Below are 18,404 nucleotides of genomic sequence, written 5' to 3'. Positions count from 1 at the left end.
TGAAAAATCTGCTGAAACAGCACTTGAAAGTGTTCGGATAGCCAATGTTTTTGCCAATCCCGGAACTCCTTCCAACAAAACGTGTCCGTCAGCCAGCAAGGCAATCAACAGACTTCGAACCATGTTCTCCTGTCCGACGATCACTTTTCCGATCTCACGACGCAATAAATCGTATTTCAATCCTTCCGTTTTAATCTCATTTGCAACTACTTGCAATTGTTCGGAAGGAGATAAATTAGGTATGTCCATCATAGTTTGAGCCTAAGGTCGCAAATATGTGAAAGAATGTTCTTTGGGCTTTGTAAATGCTGTTAATTAATGTTAACATTGTTTCAATATATCACTATGGAAGAACGAGTTTGCCTGGAATGCGGAATGAAGCTAAGCGGTCGGAAGGACCAGAAGTTTTGTTCGGATTATTGCAGAAATACGTATAACAACCGCTTGAATGAGGATGCTACGAAATACGTTCGCCGGATCAATAATATTCTGAGGAAAAACCGGCGCATTTTAGAACATTTAAACCCAACAGGTAAAAGAACTGTTGATGCCATTACGCTTGCGGAAGAAGGGTTTAACTTTCATTACTATACGAATACGTATCAAACTCAAAAGGGAAATACGTATTTCTTTTGTTACGAACAAGGGTATTCGAAACTGGAAAATGATCAGTATATGCTGGTTTTGAAGCAGGATTATGTAAGGTGATTTAACCGTTGTGTTTTGTAAGATGCGTAAATATTGCCACGAATTTTCAGGATTGAGTGAACAGCAGATTTTATTGATCCTGTTATTAATTTGTTGCAATGTTAGATTATTTTTTAGGATTTCATCGGGGAATTTGGGGGATTGATGATGGAAGGGGTTATTAAAGTTGTTTTTGATCTGTCCGTCTTTATCTTCCTCTGTCCTCCCCCTTCGTCCCCCTCCAAAGGGGGAGCTTTTTAAATCCTCTTGAATGTACAAGATTACAGTCCAAAAAGCAATTCAAACCAGTTGTGAAATTCATTCTTATCGAAGCTCTGTTTTGTTTCCCCCTTTGGAGGGGGACGAAGGGGGAGGAAATACGATGTTGTCATTTCCACCAAAAGATGTAACAAAAAAGGACGACATGATGTCGTCCTTCGATTATTTTGAAATTTCTAAATTCCTTACAAGTTCCACTTCTCTTTGAAAAGCTCCATTTTCGGATGATCCTTCACTCCTTCACAACCAATTACCAATACGTCTTTGCATTTAGTACGGTCGAAGAATAAAGAAAGATGAGATAATGCTACGTTCATTGTTCCGCTCAAATCAATTTTATGGATCGGAGCCTGGTGAACTTCGAATAAATCGCGAAGCTCTGCTGTGCGCTTATCAAAATTGTGATTATCATGAAAAATAACAACGGCGTCAATTTTCTCAATCAGATCATCATTTTCCTGAAATGGCAAAACTTGAAAGCCTAGTCCTTGTAACCAAGAATTTACAGTGTCAGCAAACGGGGTTTTGTCTTCGGTGTAAATGGTCTGAATATGTGTTGTCATTCTTACCTTAATTTGTTATTTTTCGTTTACGTTTCTTAAAAGAGTTTGCAAAAATACTGTAAACTTTTAGTAAACTATGTTTAAAATTCAATTAATTATGCTTTTTATTTTGTTTAGCAATTCAACAATCATTAAATCAATTGATTTTGAAATAATTAACCGTGATCCTTATAAAACTTGAAAAATACAACATTCTCAACTAAAAACCTAGAAGTATATTCACTAATTCGATTTAGGACTTTTGTTGTCTGTAACCAAGAATTCGCATAAAGTCATCTGCAGTCTGCTCCTCAGAAAACAATTCAGTCACGATTTTACCATGTTCATCGCGCTGAATGAGTACGTGTTTCGGTTCGGGAATGAGGCAGTGTTTTAAACCTCCGTATCCTCCGATTGTTTCCTGGTAAGCTCCCGTATTAAAGAATCCGATATAGAGCGGTTTATTCTTGTCGAATTTCGGAAGATAAATGGCATTTGAATGCTGCTCCGAATTGTAATAATCGTCTGAATCACAAGTCAATCCACCCAAAAGAACGCGCTCGTAATCGTCGTTCCAGCGATTAATTGCCAGCATGATGAAGCGCTGATTAATTGCCCAGGTATCCGGAAGATTGGTCATGAAAGAACTGTCGATCATGTTCCATTTTTCCCGGTCATTTTGTTGTTTCTGATGCAGGACATTGAAGATTGCTCCACCGCTTTCTCCAACTGTAAAGGATCCGAATTCCGTATAAATATTCGGCTCCGGAATATCGTTATCTGCACACACACGTTTCACCTGCATGAGGATTTCACGAACCATGTATGCGTAATCGAAGTCGAAAGCCAATGATTTCTTAATGGGGAAACCACCGCCGATATTCAATGAATCCAGAGTTGGACACACTTTTTTCAAATCGGAATAGATGCGCAAACACTTCGTTAATTCGTTCCAGTAATACGATGTATCGTTGATTCCCGTATTGATGAAAAAGTGAAGCATTTTGATCTGTACACGTGGATTATCCTGGATAAACGCTTTATAGAACGGAACAATTTCGCGGTAACGGATTCCTAAACGCGAGGTATAAAATTCGAATTTCGGTTCTTCTTCCGATGCGATCCGGATTCCGATTTTCAGTTCATTTTCTCCGGTAGCTGCAATCAATTCATGAATTTCAGCTGTGTTATCTACCACCGGAATGACGTTCAAACGTTTGTCTTCAATCAGCTCTGCAATATTTTGAATGTATTTCGGAGGCTTAAATCCGTTACAAATCACGTAACTTCCTTCTTTTAGCTTTCCTGCATTCAACACATTTTTAACGATATCAATATCAAAAGCAGAAGATGTTTCGATATGTACGTCGTTTTTCAGAACCTCATCCAGCACAAAGGAAAAATGGGAACTTTTGGTACAGTAAGAATAATAATAGTTTCCTGAATAGCCTAAGTTGTTCATGGCTTCACGAAACCATCCCTTGGCTCGTTGGATATTATGAGAAATCTGGGGCAGATAATTGAATTTTAACGGGGTTCCATATTCTTCAATTAATCGCATCAGATCAATACCATGAAACATCAAACGATCTTCTCTCAAGTGAAATTCATCTTGCGGAAAATCAAAAGTTTGATCGATAAGGTCAATGTATTTTGTTCTCATTCGCTACACGTTGCGCTCCTCCTACGGAAATCTTTCTTAAAAGTTTTAAAACCAACCTAATTATTCCAACGATAATTCGGTGCAAATGTAGGGGAAAGATTGAAAAGTGACTTGTAAAAAATCAAAAATTGTATCTCAAAGATTCAATCGGAGGATTCAACTTTTTCGAACGGCTCTTTCTTTGATTTTTTCAAGCAGATAAACTACCTGATTTTAAGTAGTTAACGCCGTTCAGCGCTCTGACATTCCGGGGCCGGATTTCACAGGAAAAAACACAACGAAAAATCATCACTTTTACGGTACAATTCCGGGAGAGAACTGAAAATGGTTTTTAAGAATTCTTTGTCAGGTGTTCCACCAAACGATTCGAACGGTGGGAAGAATAGATTCCGAAGGCATTTACCACGACTCCTTTGATCGAATTATCGTGGGAAGAGATTGCGTAAACAATCATTTCATCACCCGGATCGGTCATTCCTTCAAAACGATGAACCTCATCAATGGAGAATTGCTCCGGAGATAATTCCGCGAACGGGGAATCAGAGATCAAACACTCTTTTTCGGCCTCCAAACTCAAATTTGCCGTGTATCCGCGCTTCTTCAAATCATTTACCGCTTCGCTTACCGTTTCATAACTCCGTGTCATCGCTTTTCTTTTTGAATCTCATTAAAGATAGGGAAAAAATTACGAATCGGGAGAATTATCAGGAAAGGAAAGGTGATTGAAGGGAGAAGGTTGGGAAGCTATGCTGTTTATAATTCGTTTACTTTGTTTAAAACAGGTACAATCATCGCTATATCTATGCCTTATTTATGGGATATTGATACTTTATTATTGGTTTACTATTGGATTATCCAGGGTTCTTTCATTGCAGAACCGTATGAATCCAGGGGGCAAATCACCTGATTGACTGATACTTCTGTCGTACACAAAACCGGTTTAAGGCAACTTACGAGAACTCCAACCCGTCTTCTACATAATTAGAAAGACACTCAACATGAAAAAATTACTACTTGGGATTTCCTTTACTTTGGGATTTCTTTCTTCTTCGCAAGCGCAATGCAGCGTGGAAGTAAACGACAGTTTGTTAAGTACTTACGATTATGTACTCAATGCGGTAAATATTACAGGAGCCGGTCCTTTTGTTTTTTCCTGGACGGTCACTGACGGAAATGGGTCATCGGTTCCATTTACAACGCATCCCGGAGGAGACAGTATTACGATAGATGCCACGACACTTCAGAATAATTATGGCTGCGTGATTTACCAATTGTGTATGACTGACATGCTTGGATGCACAACCTGTTCTTCCGACACGGCCATGCTACAGGTTCCTTTTCCATGCTTTTCCCAATTTGTTTCCAATCTGAACGGTCCAAACCAGGTTTCCGTTCAATTAATTTCAACGATGCCTCCATTCCTTATTGCCAGTCAGTATGTTACATGGACGGACGGAAACGGACAAAGTCAATACCAGCCTTATCTTGCTCCCGCAACAAACATTGTTTATACACCCGGTCCTGCCAATCCTTCCAATAAATTCTTTTGCTGTATTCTTACCAATCTGGTAACTGGCGGAAATTTCGGCTGCATCTCTTGCGACTCGGTACAATATACCAATTCCACTACAGGTATCGGGGAGTTGAATAAGCAGCAACTTTGCATTGCTCCCAATCCTGCTTCGTTTAAAACACAGGTTGAAAGTCCTTTCCCGATTGAAGCTATCCGATTGGTCAATTCAATTGGTCAGGTCATTGACCTGAATTATTCAATAGAAGATAACAAAGCGTGGTTAACTGTTTCCGAATTGCCGAAAGGAATTTACATGGTTGAAGTATTTACCGGATCGGGGACGTTTAAAGAGCGGCTGATCAGGGATTAAGGGAGAATTACGAATATTATTTAGAAAGCAGATCTTTGATGAGAACCGGAGGTCTGCCTACTATTGCCTGGTCTCCTTTCACAACAATTGGTCGTTCAATCAAAATCGGATATTTCATCATTGACTGAATCCATTGTTTCCGTGTCCGTTTTTTTCCCAGGTATTTCTCCTGGAAAATTTCTTCTTTCTGACGAATAATATCCAGTGGTTTTGCTTTCAGCAACTTCAACAAATTATCCAATTCTTCATACGTTGGCGGAACCAGCAAATAATCCCGTATTTCGATATCTGCACCCAATTCTTCCAGGATACAAAGACCTTCTCTGCTTTTCGAGCAGCGGGTGTTATGGTATATGATTGTTTTCATCAAAATTGAGAATTGAAAATGTAAAATTGACAAGAGGAAGAAGGAAAGACTTTTCATTCCGATAGCCATCGGAACTCCATTCTACACTTTCAATTAGTTACCGTACATCATCAAATAAGATTTCAGGAAGGGAAGTAAATCGCCGTCCAATACTTTATCCGGGTCGTTTACGGTATAATCTGTCCGGTGATCTTTCACACGGCGGTCATCCAATACGTAACTTCTGATCTGGGATCCCCATTCGATTTTTTTCTTCCCGGCTTCGATTTGTTCTCTGGATTCGGCACGTTTCCGCAACTCGATTTCGTATAACTGGGAACGAAGCAACTGCATTGCTTTTTCCTTATTGGCTAATTGCGAGCGCGATTCGGAGTTTTCGATGATAATTCCGGATGGGGCATGTCGCAAACGAACAGCTGTTTCGACTTTGTTTACGTTCTGTCCACCGGCACCTCCCGAACGAAATGTTTCGAAGGTAATGTCTGCAGGATTGACATAAATTTCAATCGTATCATCCACGGAAGGATAAACGTATACCGAAGCAAACGAGGTCATTCGTTTTCCTTGTGAATTGTATGGACTCACCCGTACCAAGCGATGGATTCCGTTTTCACCTTTCAGGTAACCGAATGCAAATTCACCTTCGATTTCCAATGTTACTGTTTTGATTCCGGCAACATCGCCTTCCTGGAAGTTGAGTTCTTTTACTTTGTACTTGCTTTTCTCAGCCCACATCAGATACATCCTCATGAGCATTCCTGCCCAGTCGCACGCTTCCGTACCTCCTGCACCTGCAGTAATCTGGATCACGGCACTCAATGCGTCTTCTTCTCCGGAAAGCATGTTCTTTAGCTCCACTTCTTCTACCGTAGAAAGCAAATTTTTGTATGCATCATCGCATTCCGATTCTTCGGCAGCGCCTTCTTTCACAAATTCAATCAAGACTTCCAAATCGTCAGCCTGAGCTTTCAACACCTTATAGGATTCGATCCAGAATTTCAATCCACGGATCGTTTTCATTTCCACTTCTGCCTTCTTCGGATCATCCCAGAAACCGGGGTCCTGCGTTTTCAATTCAGCTTCACGCAATTGCATTTCCTTTTCGGGAATCTTTAAATAGTTCGCAATTGCTGTAATGCGTTGATTGATTTCTTTGAGTTGGTCACTGTTTACCATACCACAAAAGTAATTGAAAATGGATAATGTAAAATTGAAAAGCGCGGATTGGAAATTGAAAAGTTTAAAAGAAAGCGCTGAAATGTGAAAAGTTCGAGTTGAAAAGCGATAAAGAACAACGCTCTTCTTTTTTAGTACTCAAAAAAAATTACATTTGCATCGAGAAAAGGAAAATAAGACTTTAAATAAAGAACAAGATGAATATTCCAGCAAATTTAAAATACACGAAAGACCACGAGTGGGTAAGTGTTGAAGGTGATGTTGCAACAATTGGTATTACGGATTTCGCTCAAGGCGAGTTAGGTGATATCGTTTATGTGGAAATCGAGACAGTAGGTGAAACTTTTGATCATGAAGAAGTTTTCGGTTCGGTAGAAGCTGTAAAAACGGTTTCTGATCTGTTCATGCCGGTTTCAGGAGAAATCATCGCGTTTAATGAAGGTTTGGAGTCAAATCCGGAAGCAGTTAACACAGATCCTTACGGTGACGGTTGGATGATCAAAGTAAAAATGACGAATCCTTCTGAAGTTGACGGTTTATTGGACGCAGCAGGGTACCAGGCATTGATCGGTTAATCCGATCAGGACTATCATAAATTTGAAAGCTCACAGTCGCTTGACTGATGGGCTTTTTTTGCAACTAAACCTTAAATAACTGGTTAAATCCGTAACTTCACAAAAAAACGAACCATGAAAATAGCGTTGTATATAGCAGGAATGTTCTTTTTTCTTCATTCTTGCACCATTGTTACTTCAACAAATGCTCCCGGTAAACCGGAAAAAACATTCCCGAAATCCATGATCGGTTCTTATGAATTGATTTATCCTGAAAGTTTCCAGGGCATGATGGAAGGTACGGAGATGAAAACAACTGTCCGGATTACTCCAACCGAATTAGTAACATCCAACGGAGAAGGTGATTCTCACATGAAAATCAACGATTCTATTTCTATTACCAAGCTTGGGAAACAATATTACCTGTGCATGGGGAAAGAGCCTGCATTGAATGTGTTTAAAGTGATTATGAAAGGAAAGGATTTGGAGCTTCATTCAATGAACGCAAAATCCGGAGTAACTGCAGAACAAATGCAGCCTTTCTTCTCGAAGGTTTCCACCGATTCCAGTGTAGATGAAGAAACGGGTGAAATTACTGATTCTTACATTGTAACGATTGACGATTCCAAGATTGATAAATATTACGCGAGTGATTTGATTCACGTGGAGCCGTTTACCTTGAAACGGGTGAAGAAATGAAACTCCAATTAATCTTAATTACCACCTTAATTCCATTTGTTAGCTTTCTGCAAAAAACAGGAGTACTTGTTCTTTCAGGAGATGCGGATTATTATGGTTACAACAAAAGTGAATTTGTTGTTTATTATAATGACGAAGTATTGGGAAGATTTGATACAAACGGTCATTTCAATTGCCCCCATGATCAAAAAGGTCCATTGATAATTAAGCATCCTGATTTTGAGACAATCGTTCAAAATGATCTAAAATTCTCTAAAAAGGTTTCCTTCAAACCAATCTTTGAAAAAATCACCCCACAAACTCTGAAAAAAATACTGGAGGAATTCAAATCAGAACAACTCAGCACTTGCACCGGGACGAAAAAAGAGGATTTAATGAAATCCGGAATCCGGAAAATTGATTCAGAGGCTTATTTTCCGGGTGATTCAGCTGGACATAATCTCTTGGTCAAATTTATCAGCGAACATTTGATATATCCTCAAAAAGCAGTTGAGATCGGAGCTGAAGGCAAAGTATTTATTTCGTTTGTAGTGGAAGCAGACGGGAGCATTACCTGTATAGAAGTTCAAAAGGGAGTAGAATACATTCTTGATAAGGAAGCTTTTCGCTTTATAAAAACCCTTCCCAAGTTCGTTCCTGCAACTTCAAATGGAGTAGCGGTTCCTATTATTTACCTTCTACCTCTCTCTTTCAGACTTACATGAAAAATGGGGTTTTGACGAATTTCACATTCGATTTTGCAATTCGCAATATTACGAATCGACATTTTTGCAAAATCACGCAAAAAAAATGAACTAAAAAAGGGGCTGTCCCCTATCTACAGCCCCGATTTATGTGTTTAATCTGCTACTATTAAACAACGTCACTAATTTCATCGTCGAGATAAATAAAGAATGCATAAACATCATCTTTCAATGCCTCGGATTGTTTTGCTTTCAACTCTTTTTTGAGTGTCAGATATTCTACCTGTGCAGCATCTTTTTTCAAATCTGCGGTATTTCCCTGACGTGTATCTTTACGCAACTCTTTTTTAGCTGATCGCAATTCCTTTTTCACTTCTCTACGTTCCGCATTTGATTGTCGGATTGCTTCTTGCTGGTCGGATTGCAAATCGCGTTTGTCAATACGCAAGTATTTTTTATCACGTTTCAAATCCGCTTTTGCTTTCAGGAATTCTTTCTTACTCATATGCGATTCGATGACCAAATCTGCGTCCTTGTTTTTCTTGAATTCAGCTTTGTGAAATGCAATTCGTTCCCGATCTTTTTCGATTCGCGACATGGTTGCTTTCATGTCTTTGTACTCTTTGCGATGCAAGAATCGGTTACCTTCTATTGAACCTTCCGTGTTTCCGGCAAAAGAAGGCGTTGCTGCCATTAATCCTGTTGCAATCATCCCGATTAGAAACAGGTTTTTTAATTTCATCTTTTCCATGATTCCATTTTTTATTGGTTCGCTTAACCAAAGGCAACGGTTGTGCCACAATGAACAAAACAGGCCTAAACTCCTTATTTATCAATAGGTTGAAGTACTTGTTTCAAAATGAAAAAATATGTGAAAATTTTTCAAAATGAAAAAACAGGTTTCGAAATGACGAAATTGAATAATCCGTATTTTTGTAAAAAACACTCATGAACCCCATATATCCTATATCCATTTCAATCGGAATTTACTTTCTCCTGACCATCCTTGGAATCAGGAAATCGCCTGTCTTTCCAAAGATTAATTCTGTCCATGTGCTATTCCGGGAACGTTTTCTATCCGGAAGAACAAATGGATTAACGGGAACCTATCGAAATATTTTAGAAGTTGTATTGACTGATCAGGAGCTTTGGATTCGAACTTTTTTACCCTTTTCAGGATTGGCAGTTCTTTTCGGAGCAGTTCATAAAGTCCAGGTTTCTGAGATTCGGGGTATCGAAATAAGAGGAACCGAAACAACCATTTACTTTACGAACGACCAATTAAAGGAAGTTCATTTTTCCATCACTTTCAACAAGCAGAAATTCTTTATTCAAACACTGCAACAAGTGAATCCTGCTATTCGCATACTTGAAATTAATCGCTAGATTTCCCTGCTCTCATTAAAATCGGGAACGTGATCTGAATCAAATCAAAAACGGGAAGATGATCTGATATTGTTTCGACCGGATTTTGCTGATGCTTGTCGGTATAATGTTTCACTGCCGACCAGGTATTCAAATAGCCCAAAAGCTGCTCTCGATTCCAGGTGTCCCGGATTTGAAATTCAGGACAGGCTATTTCTTCAAAAGGAAACGGAATGGTCTGATATTTTTCATCAATGTATTTTCGCTCCGGATCCCAATAGTCATTCAAAACTCCCCGATACAACTGTTCAATCCATTTCTGAACTTCGTCATTATTTGTGCTGATATTTCCATATCCAAGCACGGCAAAAATTCCATTCGGCTTTAAAGTCCGGTTGACTTCCCGGTAGAACTTTTCAAAATCAAACCAGTGAATCGCTTGTCCAACCGTGACACAATCGAAACAGTTTTCAGGGAAAGACGTTTGCTCCGCAAGCTGTTGCGAATAATGAATTTTCGGATTCGAAACCGCATTTTTCAATTGATTTTCGCTCAAATCCGTTGCCTGAACTTCATCAAACAAACCTGCAAGCTTTATCGCAACCTGTCCGCTTCCCGTGGCGCAATCCCACGCCCGCTTTCTTCCATTCAGAACGGTTTCCAGGAAAGTAAACACTTCATCCGGGTATGAAGGACGAAATTGTGCGTAATTTTGGGAATTATGAGAGAAGTTGTCTTTCATGGTCGGAATCTTTTCAAATCCAGAAGTCGGAATCTACATTATCATCTAAAACTTTAGCTCCTTTTATTTCATTTGCTAAAAGAATAAATATCAATCCACCAATCAGCATGTAGATTACGCTTGAGTAATACTGAGTAAAAATCTCATTATGCCAAAAAATATATAAACTCCCAAGATGCAAAATGGCGATTGCTAATGTTGGAAAATAAGAAATTCGACGCAGCTTTTTAATCTTCTTCCAGATAATCTCCTTTCGAGAATTAATAACTTCTTTATCAACCAGATCTATTTTCTTCAAAAGATCCAACGAACTTAACTTATGAAAACAGCTACTGTATTTACTGTAATAAATAGCAAAATAAATCAAATGAAAAACAACCCAAATCGCATTGAATCCCACAATTGACTCTTGTATTTTCGGTGTAATAAACAACCTTCCGTTTTTAATAACTACTCGTCGCTCCGCCAATTTGTTCAATCGGGTGCCAGGTTGTTTTTAATTCCTGCAAATCTGTGATATAATATGGGCTTTCGTCTGCTTCCTTTGTGAAATCTTTCTCGTAAACAAATACCCGTTTCACATTGCAATCTGCTCCGGCTTCGATCGCTTTTGCGTTTTCGGCATTTCCTCCGGCATAAATAACCGCATTCACATCCATGTGGCTATGGAATTGCTCCAAAAGTTCTTTCTCTGTTCCGGTCAGAATATTCACTACACCGCCCGGAAGATCTGATGTCGCCAACACTTCCGCAAAAGTAATGGAGCATAAAGGCACATTTTCAGCTGCCAGAACAATACAGGTGTTTCCTCCGGCAATGACCGGTAAAATTGTTGAAACCAAACCGATCAAACTGTTTGTCTGCGGAGCAATAATTCCAACAACTCCCATGGGTTCCAAAGCGGAAAAATTGAAGTGACTGCTTGCCACCGGATTTACTGAGCTGAAAACCTGCTGGTATTTGTCGCACCAACCTGCGTAATACACGCAACGATCTATTGCCGATTCCACTTCCTGTTTCGCTTTCGCTTCCGAACTTCCTTGTTTGACCAATTCTTCCACAAACTGAACTTTTCGTCCTTCCAGCATTTCCGCAATCCGGTAAAGGATTTGTCCGCGATTAAACGCAGCTCTTTCCGACCAGGATCCGAATGCTTTCCGGGCTGCTACAACTGCATTCCGAAAGTCTTTCCGCGACGACAAGCACATGTTCGCCAAGGGTTGCCCCTTTTTGTCCAGCGGTGTGTAATATCTTCCTGATTCCGTTCTGGGGAACTGTCCGCCAATGAAGATTTTGTATGTTTTTAGTATTTCCAATCTTGACATAGTTTGTAAATCTTGTTTTTCCTCTCCCTTTATCCCTCTCCAAAGAGGGAGATTCAATCCGCTTCCCCCTTTGGAGGGGGACCGAGGGGGAGGATAATTCTACTCTCTTTTCAATTTTCCACTTTCAAATAAGCTCCCAGTCCCTGCAAACCTCCTTCTCTTCCGAAACCGCTTTCTTTGTATCCTCCGAAAGGTGATGTCGGGTCGAATTTATTGTACGTATTTGCCCAAACAACGCCGGCTCTCAATTTGGTTGTTAAATTGAAGATTCTGGAACCTTTATCTGTCCAAACTCCTGCCGCTAAACCGTATGGCGAATTATTTGCTTTCTGAATCACCTCATCAATGGTTCTGAAGGTCTGGATCGTGAGTACCGGTCCGAAAATTTCTTCCTGCGCGATTCTGCTCGATTGCGCCACATCCGTAAACAAGGTAGGACGAATAAACAATCCGTTCTTTGGAAGCGAGCATTTGCTTTCATACATTTCCGCGCCTTCTTTCTTGCCGATTTCGATGTATTTCCGAATCGATTCGTATTGTTCCCTGGAATTGATTGCTCCGATATCCGTATTCTTATCCAAAGGATCTCCGACATACAGCGTATCCAAACGGTCTTTCAACTTCCGGATCACTTCATCTGCAACGGATTCCTGTACAAACAATCTTGAACCTGCGCAGCACACATGCCCTTGATTAAAGAAGATTCCGTTTACAATTCCTTCAACTGCCTGATCAATCGGTGCGTCTTCAAAAACAATGTTTGCTGATTTTCCGCCTAATTCCAGTGTCAGTTTTTTTCCTGTCCCGGCAACTGCTTTCTGAATGATTTTTCCAACGTTTGTGGAACCGGTAAAGGCCACTTTATTCACATCCGGGTGATTCACAATTGCTGCTCCGGTATCACCATAACCTGTCAGAATATTCACGACCCCGGCAGGAAGTCCGCTTTCATGAATAATTTCTGCCAAAAGCATCGCTGTAAGTGGTGTCGTTTCCGCAGGTTTCAGTACTACCGTATTTCCGGCTGCCAATGCAGGAGCAATTTTCCAAGCAGCCATCAGCAAGGGGAAATTCCACGGAATGATTTGTCCGGCAACCCCCAAAGAACTCACTTTCCGGTTTGGAAAAGCATATTCTAGTTTATCTGCCCAACCGGCATAATAAAAGAAATGGTTGCATGCCAAGGGAACATCCACATCGCGGGATTCCCGAATGGTTTTTCCGGCGTCCAATGTTTCCACAACAGCCAGTTCTCTGGCTCTTTCCTGCATCAAACGGGCAATTCTGTAAATGTATTTTCCGCGTTCTTTTGCCGACAATTTGGACCAAACTGTTTCGTAAGCTAAGCGTGCTGCTGAAACTGCTTTTTCGACATCCGCCTCATTTGCATGAGCTACTTCCGCCAACACTTTTTCCGTAGCCGGATTGGTCGTTTGAAAGTATTTCCCTGAATCAGGAGCAACAAATTTCCCGTCGATGTATAATTCGTAACGCTCTTTCAGCTTCACGTGACTTGTACTTTCCGGACTCGGGCTGTAATCCCATCCTCCGTTGAAGTCGAATGCATTTTTTATTTGTCCTTTATCGAAGTTGTCGCTTTTTTTATGTTTTGCCATTTTCCTCCCCCTTTGTCCCCCTCCAAAGGGGGAAACTAAAAATTAATCTATTGAAAAATAATCTGCGCTTTGATAATGCCCGGTTTGTTGTTTCACCAACTGCATCAGTACATCATTTGCCAATGAACTTGCTCCGAAACGGAACCATTCATTGCTCAACCACTCGTTTCCAAGTGTTTCTTTTACCATGACCAAATTGTGCAATGCCAGTTTCGAAGAAGAAATTCCACCAGCCGGTTTCATTCCTACTTTCACTCCTGTTTTGAGATAAAAATCCTTGATCGCACAAAGCATCGTATATGTTACCTGCATCGTTGCAGCGGGCTGAATTTTTCCGGTTGATGTCTTGATAAAATCTGCGCCGGCATACATCGCAATATCGCTCGCTCTCCGCACCTGATCCAATGATGCCAATTCTCCGGTTTCCAGGATGACTTTCAAACGGGCTTTTCCGCAAGCTTCTTTGATCGCAGCAATTTCATCGAATACAAAATCGTATTCTCCGGCCAGGAATTTACCTCTCGAAATCACCATGTCGATTTCATCTGCACCATTTTCAACCGCAAAGCGGGTATCAGCCAGTTTGATTTCGCGCGTTGACTGTCCGCTTGGAAATGCTGTTGAAACAGATGCTACTTTGATTCCGGAATTTCCCAATGCTTTTTTGGCTTCGGCTACCATTGTCGGATAGACACAAATTGCCGCAACGGTTGGCAAACCCGGATAATCATCATGCAGATGCTGTGCTTTGTAACACAATTGACGAACCTTTCCCGGAGTATCTTTTCCTTCGAGGGTTGTTAAGTCAATCATATTCAGAACCAATTTCAATCCCTGAATTTTAGCTTCGTTCTTGATGCTTCGTGTTTGAAACCGGGCCACACGCTCTTCTACTCCTACTTTATCTACTGAAGGAGAAAGCTTGAAATCAGGGATGTTTTTTACCATTTTGTTTTTATTCATGTATGATGAATGTGATTTAATCAAAGATACTTAGAGGAAATTAATTGATTGTTAATTTTCGGAAAGAAATCCTGCTAAAAGGAATTAGTCTGCGAGAATGAGTGTTTTTGAATTTGTTACCCGGGTATGTGGTGGATAAGCGTACACTTATCCCTAAGACCTGCATTTCCAGCAAAAATCTTTTCACGAACTAAAGAAACTTTTTGAGCTTGTTTCCTCTTTTCTATTTATTTTTAACCAATGGTTACCTCAGAATTTCACGCATTTATCCCAACAGTACTAAAGGCTTGTGTTGAAGCTTCTGAAGCCATTATGCAAATCTACCAAACCGATTTCGATCCGGGAATTAAACTGGACGGAAGTCCTGTAACAAAAGCCGACTTACTTTCAAACGCCATTATCAAAAAAGCACTCGACCAAACAGAGATTCCAAGTATCATGGAAGAAATCCATAATTCTTCTTTTGAAGACCGGAAACAATGGAAAAGTGTCTGGATTGTGGACCCGCTGGATGGAACCAAAGAGTTCATTAAAAAGAATGATGAATTTGCTATTTGCATCGCGTTGGTTCACAAAAATCAGCCGGTATTGGGGTTTATTGCATCTCCGGTAAGTGAAGAAATTCTCATCGGTGGAAAAGGAGTTTCTCCTGCGGTAGTTCCTTTTGAAAAGATCAACGATCCCGAAAACTGGAAAATGATTGCTCCCAAAACCGACGTCAACAATCCGCTTCAAATAGCCGGAAGCCGTTCCCATCATTCCGGAACAGAACTGAAATTCAATCAGTCGATGCGGGAATTATTCGGAGAAGTCCAATTTGTAAAGAAAGGCAGCGCTTTGAAATTTTTCGATATTGCTTTGGGAAAAGCGGATGTTTATCCGAGATTTGCACCAACGATGGAATGGGATATTGCTGCCGGACAAGCCATTGTGGAAGCGCTCGGAGGAACGGTTGAGCATGCAGAAACCGGAAAATCGCTCGTTTACAACAAGGAAAATTTATACAACCCGTATTTTATTGTAAAATCAAAAGCTGTTATCGACCGACTGAAAAAATGAAATTACTACTTCTACTCTTTTTTTCATTGATCTTCATGGTTCCGGTTTGGGGACAGCAATACCGCGTTTTACCCATTGAAAGTTATTTCAGGGACGTTTCATTTTTCACCGATTCTTCATTCGTTCCGGTTTTTCCGGTAAATGATGTGCAGGTGAATTATTACCATACCGTGAAAGAACAAAAGAAACGCTATTCGAGTGTCGGCTACTTTGTCTATCAGCGCGAATTGATCCAACTCGTCAAAAAAGAAGGTGCAATCTGGATCAGCCCGATCCTGGATCTGCAATTGGGAGCCGAACGCGGCGATACGAACATGCGTCAATACTTAAACGTGCGTGGAATCCGGATTGAGGGAAGCATGAAAAACAAAGTCTTCTTTTCCGGGTCTTTTTATGAAAACCAGGCCGTTTTACCTGCTTATTTACAGCAATATGTCAACAATCGCGGGGAATTTTACCCCAATGTGTCGGATTCCAGTTATTACCAGGTCAATGCCGTGATTCCGGGGGGAGCGCGAACAAAACCATTCAAGACAAATGGTTTCGATTATGCATATGCAACGGGAATGATTCAATGGCAGGTATTGAAGGATTTAGCCGTGACGGTGGGAAACAGCCCGGTTTTCATCGGAAGTGGTTATCGCTCGGTACTCTATTCGGATAATTCTTTGCCGACAATGAATTTCCGGGTTTCCTATTCACCGGGAGAAAAATGGAATTTCCAGCTGATCCGTATGCAGGGAATGAATATGCTCCGGATTCCTTTTTCTACCAACGGAGAAGCTTTATACGAACGCAAAGCGCTCAGCCTCGGAGCCATTTATTACCAGCCGACCAAACATCTCCGGATCGGACTCATTGAAGGCGGAACCTGGACAAGGGGGGATTCCATTCAGAAACAAGCCGTGGAAGGTGGTTTTTATATTCCGATTCCGGGCGCGGCAACGATCCAGGAAGGAATCAACGGGAAGAGTTATGCTTATCTCGGTCTTGATTTCAACTGGAGAATCTGGAAGTTACTGGTTTACGGACAATACGGACGAAATCCCTATACCAAATCAAGTGATGTGGGACAAATTGGTCTGCGCTACTGGCCTTTCAAATCGCACAACTACCTCATTCACGTAGAATACAATCATACTTCTGCAAATGCTTACAAAGCCGCGAACCCGAGAATTCATTACAGCAATTTCAACCTTCCGGTCGGTCATCCGATGGGAGCCGGAGTAGATGAACTGGTGGTGAGATTACGGGCTGAGTGGAATCATTTATTTATCAGTTCTTCCACGAATTATTATTTCAATCAATCCGATAATTACAGACAACTGCTTCCGGTTTATGAAAACAATCCGAGTCTGAATCAAACCGTGTTTTACGAAAACCTGGAAATCGGTTACAACTTCAATCGTGCTTACGGATTGGAAATTTTCGGTTCTGCAAAATTGCGCCTGCTAGATAATCCGCTGCAAAAAGGACAATCTTATTGGTTTAACATCGGGCTTCGAACGGCTCTCAACAATCATTATTTCGACTTCTGATGCGTTTTCCTTTCCTCATAGCATTTGTTCTGATCTGTAAACTAAGTTTTTCGCAGGGAACGATTGACCGCATCCGTCATTTCAATCTGAAACCGGATATTCCTTCTGCCGAAACAATTCATCATTCCATTCAGCCGCTCATTCGTTACACGCCAATTAACACAACGGATTCGCGTTATACCGATACGCTTGTTTTTGACGGAGACACTTCTATTTTCAATGCGAAATTCAGCCCGAAAGGAAGTCACCGAAGTTTTGCCATCCTTCCTGCAACAGATAGTTATCTTCAATACGACACTGCTCTGAGTTACCGCGCAGCTATCGGGTTCAATTTTGAAAAAACGTGGGGAAAATGGTATAACCGGACTTTGCTGACTTCAGGATGGAGTTTAAGGGAAGATTACACCCAAACGCATGTGGCATTTTCTCCTTTGCAGGACCGCCCTTCTTTTTGGTTTACCGATATCCGCACCCGCCTGGGTTATACGCCAAACGACATGCTGCACATCAGTACCGGAATTGACAACCAATTTTTCGGAGAAGGTTATCGTTCACTGATCCAGGGAGACCAGGTGGCACCGAATCCGTTCGTGCAGTTTCGTGTGAACTTCTGGAATCTCGAATACGGTCTTTTGTACCAATTTATGCACGACAATAATTACGCGTCTAAAACCCGCGAATGGAAATACAACACAACGCATTATCTGAGTCTGAATATCGGATCCAATTTCAATATCATGTTGTTGGAATCGGTCATGTTTCAGGGTAAAGACAGTACTTACAAGCGCGGATACGAAGTAGAATACCTGAATCCTTTCGTTTTCTTCCGTCCGCAGGAATATAGTTTGGGTTCTACCGACAATGTTTTGCTTGCCATTCAGTCGTCTTATTATTTCGGATCGAAAAAGCATTGTGTTTATTTTCAATTGCCGTTGGATGAATTCGTATTGAAAGAAATCAAAAACCGCTCCAAATGGTGGGCAAATAAATACGGTGCACAATTGGGAATCAAAGGACAATTTAAAAAGTGGTCGTATTTACTGGAAGGAAACCTGGTTCGCCCGTATACGTTTTCGCACATTTCAAGCGGGCAAAATAACGGCTCTCTCGGTTTGCCATTGGGTCATTATTTGGGAAGTAATTTTGCCGAATTGCTTGCAACAGCTCAGATTCCGTTTAAGAATTTCCAGCTGACCTTATTTTCTTCCTTCTATTTAAAAGGTTACGACAATTCAGCGATCAGTTATGGGGGTGATATTTACA

At 40.8% G+C, this 18,404-nt stretch carries 20 protein-coding genes and 2 pseudogenes; 10 read left to right on the top strand and 12 right to left on the bottom strand.

The features are described 5' to 3' along the window. Window positions 1-252, bottom strand: a pseudogene (locus Q1V93_RS07920) (AAA family ATPase); the annotation flags it as partial. A gap of 93 nt (window positions 253-345) precedes the next feature. On the opposite strand from Q1V93_RS07920, the gene Q1V93_RS07915 reads away from it, so the two are divergent. After that, entirely contained in the window at window positions 346-708 is a 363-nt protein-coding gene (locus tag Q1V93_RS07915; protein ID WP_300663528.1) for a hypothetical protein, read from the top strand. Between the two features lie 443 nt (window positions 709-1,151). Here Q1V93_RS07915 and Q1V93_RS07910 read toward each other — a convergent pair whose 3' ends face one another. The 3 genes from Q1V93_RS07910 to Q1V93_RS07900 all read right to left on the bottom strand — a co-directional run bounded on the left by Q1V93_RS07910 (window position 1,152) and on the right by Q1V93_RS07900 (window position 3,817). Beyond that, entirely contained in the window at window positions 1,152-1,529 is a 378-nt protein-coding gene (locus Q1V93_RS07910; RefSeq protein WP_124747067.1) for a hypothetical protein, read from the bottom strand. 232 nt (window positions 1,530-1,761) lie between these two features. Then, window positions 1,762-3,171, bottom strand: coding sequence for an arginine decarboxylase (locus tag Q1V93_RS07905; RefSeq protein WP_300663525.1), 1,410 nt, complete (start codon window positions 3,169-3,171; stop codon window positions 1,762-1,764). A 331-nt stretch (window positions 3,172-3,502) separates the two neighbouring features. Beyond that, complete coding sequence (locus tag Q1V93_RS07900; RefSeq protein ID WP_300663523.1) at window positions 3,503-3,817, bottom strand: phosphoribosylpyrophosphate synthetase; 315 nt, start codon at window positions 3,815-3,817, stop codon at window positions 3,503-3,505. A 72-nt stretch (window positions 3,818-3,889) separates the two neighbouring features. Between Q1V93_RS07900 and Q1V93_RS07895 the strand changes: the two genes are divergently transcribed. Next, window positions 3,890-4,078 (top strand): hypothetical protein, encoded by a 189-nt coding sequence (locus Q1V93_RS07895; protein ID WP_300663522.1) that lies wholly within the window; start codon window positions 3,890-3,892, stop codon window positions 4,076-4,078. 91 nt (window positions 4,079-4,169) lie between these two features. Next, a complete protein-coding gene (locus Q1V93_RS07890; protein ID WP_300663520.1) occupies window positions 4,170-5,054 on the top strand; it encodes a T9SS type A sorting domain-containing protein in 885 nt (294 codons plus the stop codon). 16 nt (window positions 5,055-5,070) lie between these two features. Here Q1V93_RS07890 and arsC read toward each other — a convergent pair whose 3' ends face one another. Then, window positions 5,071-5,421: an arsenate reductase (glutaredoxin) gene (arsC, locus tag Q1V93_RS07885; protein ID WP_300663518.1), complete on the bottom strand. Its 351-nt coding sequence runs from the start codon at window positions 5,419-5,421 to the stop codon at window positions 5,071-5,073. Window positions 5,422-5,514: 93 nt separating this feature from the next. Continuing rightward, a complete protein-coding gene (prfB, locus tag Q1V93_RS07880; protein ID WP_300663516.1) occupies window positions 5,515-6,597 on the bottom strand; it encodes a peptide chain release factor 2 in 1,083 nt (360 codons plus the stop codon). Window positions 6,598-6,794: 197 nt separating this feature from the next. On the opposite strand from prfB, the gene gcvH reads away from it, so the two are divergent. From gcvH to Q1V93_RS07865, 3 genes are all read left to right on the top strand, one after another. Then, window positions 6,795-7,172, top strand: coding sequence for a glycine cleavage system protein GcvH (gcvH, locus tag Q1V93_RS07875; protein ID WP_300663514.1), 378 nt, complete (start codon window positions 6,795-6,797; stop codon window positions 7,170-7,172). A 114-nt stretch (window positions 7,173-7,286) separates the two neighbouring features. Next, the gene (locus Q1V93_RS07870; RefSeq protein ID WP_300663512.1) at window positions 7,287-7,850 is read left to right on the top strand and encodes a hypothetical protein; all 564 of its coding nucleotides are present in this window, start codon (window positions 7,287-7,289) and stop codon (window positions 7,848-7,850) included. Next, the gene (locus Q1V93_RS07865; RefSeq protein ID WP_300663510.1) at window positions 7,847-8,554 is read left to right on the top strand and encodes an energy transducer TonB; all 708 of its coding nucleotides are present in this window, start codon (window positions 7,847-7,849) and stop codon (window positions 8,552-8,554) included. The genes Q1V93_RS07870 and Q1V93_RS07865 overlap by 4 nt, the downstream gene beginning before the upstream one ends. Window positions 8,555-8,702: 148 nt before the next feature. Here the strand turns inward: Q1V93_RS07865 and Q1V93_RS07860 are convergent, their stop codons facing one another. Continuing rightward, window positions 8,703-9,284 carry a hypothetical protein gene (locus Q1V93_RS07860; RefSeq protein ID WP_300663509.1) on the bottom strand — a complete coding sequence of 194 codons (582 nt, stop codon included), beginning with the start codon at window positions 9,282-9,284 and terminating at the stop codon, window positions 8,703-8,705. Window positions 9,285-9,481: 197 nt separating this feature from the next. Here Q1V93_RS07860 and Q1V93_RS07855 point away from each other — a divergent pair, with 197 nt between their 5' ends. Further along, window positions 9,482-9,919, top strand: coding sequence for a hypothetical protein (locus Q1V93_RS07855; RefSeq protein WP_300663507.1), 438 nt, complete (start codon window positions 9,482-9,484; stop codon window positions 9,917-9,919). Here Q1V93_RS07855 and Q1V93_RS07850 read toward each other — a convergent pair. The 5 genes from Q1V93_RS07850 to deoC form a co-directional block, all read right to left on the bottom strand. After that, complete coding sequence (locus tag Q1V93_RS07850) at window positions 9,909-10,640, bottom strand: class I SAM-dependent methyltransferase (protein WP_300663505.1); 732 nt, start codon at window positions 10,638-10,640, stop codon at window positions 9,909-9,911. The two genes, Q1V93_RS07855 and Q1V93_RS07850, sit on opposite strands and share 11 nt — an antisense overlap. Before the next feature lie 13 nt (window positions 10,641-10,653). Further along, a complete protein-coding gene (locus Q1V93_RS07845; RefSeq protein WP_300663503.1) occupies window positions 10,654-11,118 on the bottom strand; it encodes a hypothetical protein in 465 nt (154 codons plus the stop codon). Further along, window positions 11,084-11,965 carry an aldehyde dehydrogenase family protein gene (locus tag Q1V93_RS07840; protein WP_300663501.1) on the bottom strand — a complete coding sequence of 294 codons (882 nt, stop codon included), beginning with the start codon at window positions 11,963-11,965 and terminating at the stop codon, window positions 11,084-11,086. Before Q1V93_RS07840 ends, Q1V93_RS07845 begins: the two co-directional genes overlap by 35 nt. A 110-nt stretch (window positions 11,966-12,075) precedes the next feature. Next, window positions 12,076-13,581, bottom strand: a complete 1,506-nt coding sequence (locus Q1V93_RS07835) for an aldehyde dehydrogenase family protein (protein ID WP_300663499.1) — start codon at window positions 13,579-13,581, stop codon at window positions 12,076-12,078. Between the two features lie 42 nt (window positions 13,582-13,623). Beyond that, window positions 13,624-14,529: a deoxyribose-phosphate aldolase gene (deoC, locus tag Q1V93_RS07830; RefSeq protein WP_300663497.1), complete on the bottom strand. Its 906-nt coding sequence runs from the start codon at window positions 14,527-14,529 to the stop codon at window positions 13,624-13,626. 255 nt (window positions 14,530-14,784) lie between these two features. Here deoC and Q1V93_RS07825 point away from each other — a divergent pair, with 255 nt between their 5' ends. The 3 genes and pseudogenes from Q1V93_RS07825 to Q1V93_RS07815 form a co-directional block, all read left to right on the top strand. Further along, entirely contained in the window at window positions 14,785-15,603 is an 819-nt protein-coding gene (locus Q1V93_RS07825; RefSeq protein ID WP_300663494.1) for a 3'(2'),5'-bisphosphate nucleotidase CysQ, read from the top strand. Next, complete coding sequence (locus Q1V93_RS07820) at window positions 15,600-17,141, top strand: hypothetical protein (protein ID WP_300663492.1); 1,542 nt, start codon at window positions 15,600-15,602, stop codon at window positions 17,139-17,141. Before Q1V93_RS07825 ends, Q1V93_RS07820 begins: the two co-directional genes overlap by 4 nt. Then, window positions 17,141-18,404, top strand: a pseudogene (locus Q1V93_RS07815) (hypothetical protein); the annotation flags it as partial. The gene Q1V93_RS07820 and the pseudogene Q1V93_RS07815, both read left to right, overlap by 1 nt.

This window comes from Fluviicola sp. (assembly GCF_030151805.1).
Taxonomy (GTDB): Bacteria; Bacteroidota; Bacteroidia; order Flavobacteriales_D; family Crocinitomicaceae; genus Fluviicola.
The sequence above is the reverse complement of the archived record's forward strand: the minus strand, read 5'-3'. Positions and strand labels throughout refer to the sequence as shown.

What these genes read in the sequence shown, in the direction of transcription:
- Q1V93_RS07915 (WP_300663528.1), top strand. Translation starts at nt 346, where the DNA reads ATGGAAGAACGAGTTTGCCTGGAATGCGGAATGAAGCTAAGCGGTCGG.
- Q1V93_RS07910 (WP_124747067.1), bottom strand. Translation starts at nt 1,529, where the DNA reads ATGACAACACATATTCAGACCATTTACACCGAAGACAAAACCCCGTTT.
- Q1V93_RS07905 (WP_300663525.1), bottom strand. Translation starts at nt 3,171, where the DNA reads ATGAGAACAAAATACATTGACCTTATCGATCAAACTTTTGATTTTCCG.
- Q1V93_RS07900 (WP_300663523.1), bottom strand. Translation starts at nt 3,817, where the DNA reads ATGACACGGAGTTATGAAACGGTAAGCGAAGCGGTAAATGATTTGAAG.
- Q1V93_RS07890 (WP_300663520.1), top strand. Translation starts at nt 4,170, where the DNA reads ATGAAAAAATTACTACTTGGGATTTCCTTTACTTTGGGATTTCTTTCT.
- arsC (WP_300663518.1), bottom strand. Translation starts at nt 5,421, where the DNA reads ATGAAAACAATCATATACCATAACACCCGCTGCTCGAAAAGCAGAGAA.
- prfB (WP_300663516.1), bottom strand. Translation starts at nt 6,597, where the DNA reads ATGGTAAACAGTGACCAACTCAAAGAAATCAATCAACGCATTACAGCA.
- gcvH (WP_300663514.1), top strand. Translation starts at nt 6,795, where the DNA reads ATGAATATTCCAGCAAATTTAAAATACACGAAAGACCACGAGTGGGTA.
- Q1V93_RS07870 (WP_300663512.1), top strand. Translation starts at nt 7,287, where the DNA reads ATGAAAATAGCGTTGTATATAGCAGGAATGTTCTTTTTTCTTCATTCT.
- Q1V93_RS07865 (WP_300663510.1), top strand. Translation starts at nt 7,847, where the DNA reads ATGAAACTCCAATTAATCTTAATTACCACCTTAATTCCATTTGTTAGC.
- Q1V93_RS07860 (WP_300663509.1), bottom strand. Translation starts at nt 9,284, where the DNA reads ATGGAAAAGATGAAATTAAAAAACCTGTTTCTAATCGGGATGATTGCA.
- Q1V93_RS07855 (WP_300663507.1), top strand. Translation starts at nt 9,482, where the DNA reads ATGAACCCCATATATCCTATATCCATTTCAATCGGAATTTACTTTCTC.
- Q1V93_RS07850 (WP_300663505.1), bottom strand. Translation starts at nt 10,640, where the DNA reads ATGAAAGACAACTTCTCTCATAATTCCCAAAATTACGCACAATTTCGT.
- Q1V93_RS07840 (WP_300663501.1), bottom strand. Translation starts at nt 11,965, where the DNA reads ATGTCAAGATTGGAAATACTAAAAACATACAAAATCTTCATTGGCGGA.
- Q1V93_RS07835 (WP_300663499.1), bottom strand. Translation starts at nt 13,581, where the DNA reads ATGGCAAAACATAAAAAAAGCGACAACTTCGATAAAGGACAAATAAAA.
- deoC (WP_300663497.1), bottom strand. Translation starts at nt 14,529, where the DNA reads ATGGTAAAAAACATCCCTGATTTCAAGCTTTCTCCTTCAGTAGATAAA.
- Q1V93_RS07825 (WP_300663494.1), top strand. Translation starts at nt 14,785, where the DNA reads ATGGTTACCTCAGAATTTCACGCATTTATCCCAACAGTACTAAAGGCT.
- Q1V93_RS07820 (WP_300663492.1), top strand. Translation starts at nt 15,600, where the DNA reads ATGAAATTACTACTTCTACTCTTTTTTTCATTGATCTTCATGGTTCCG.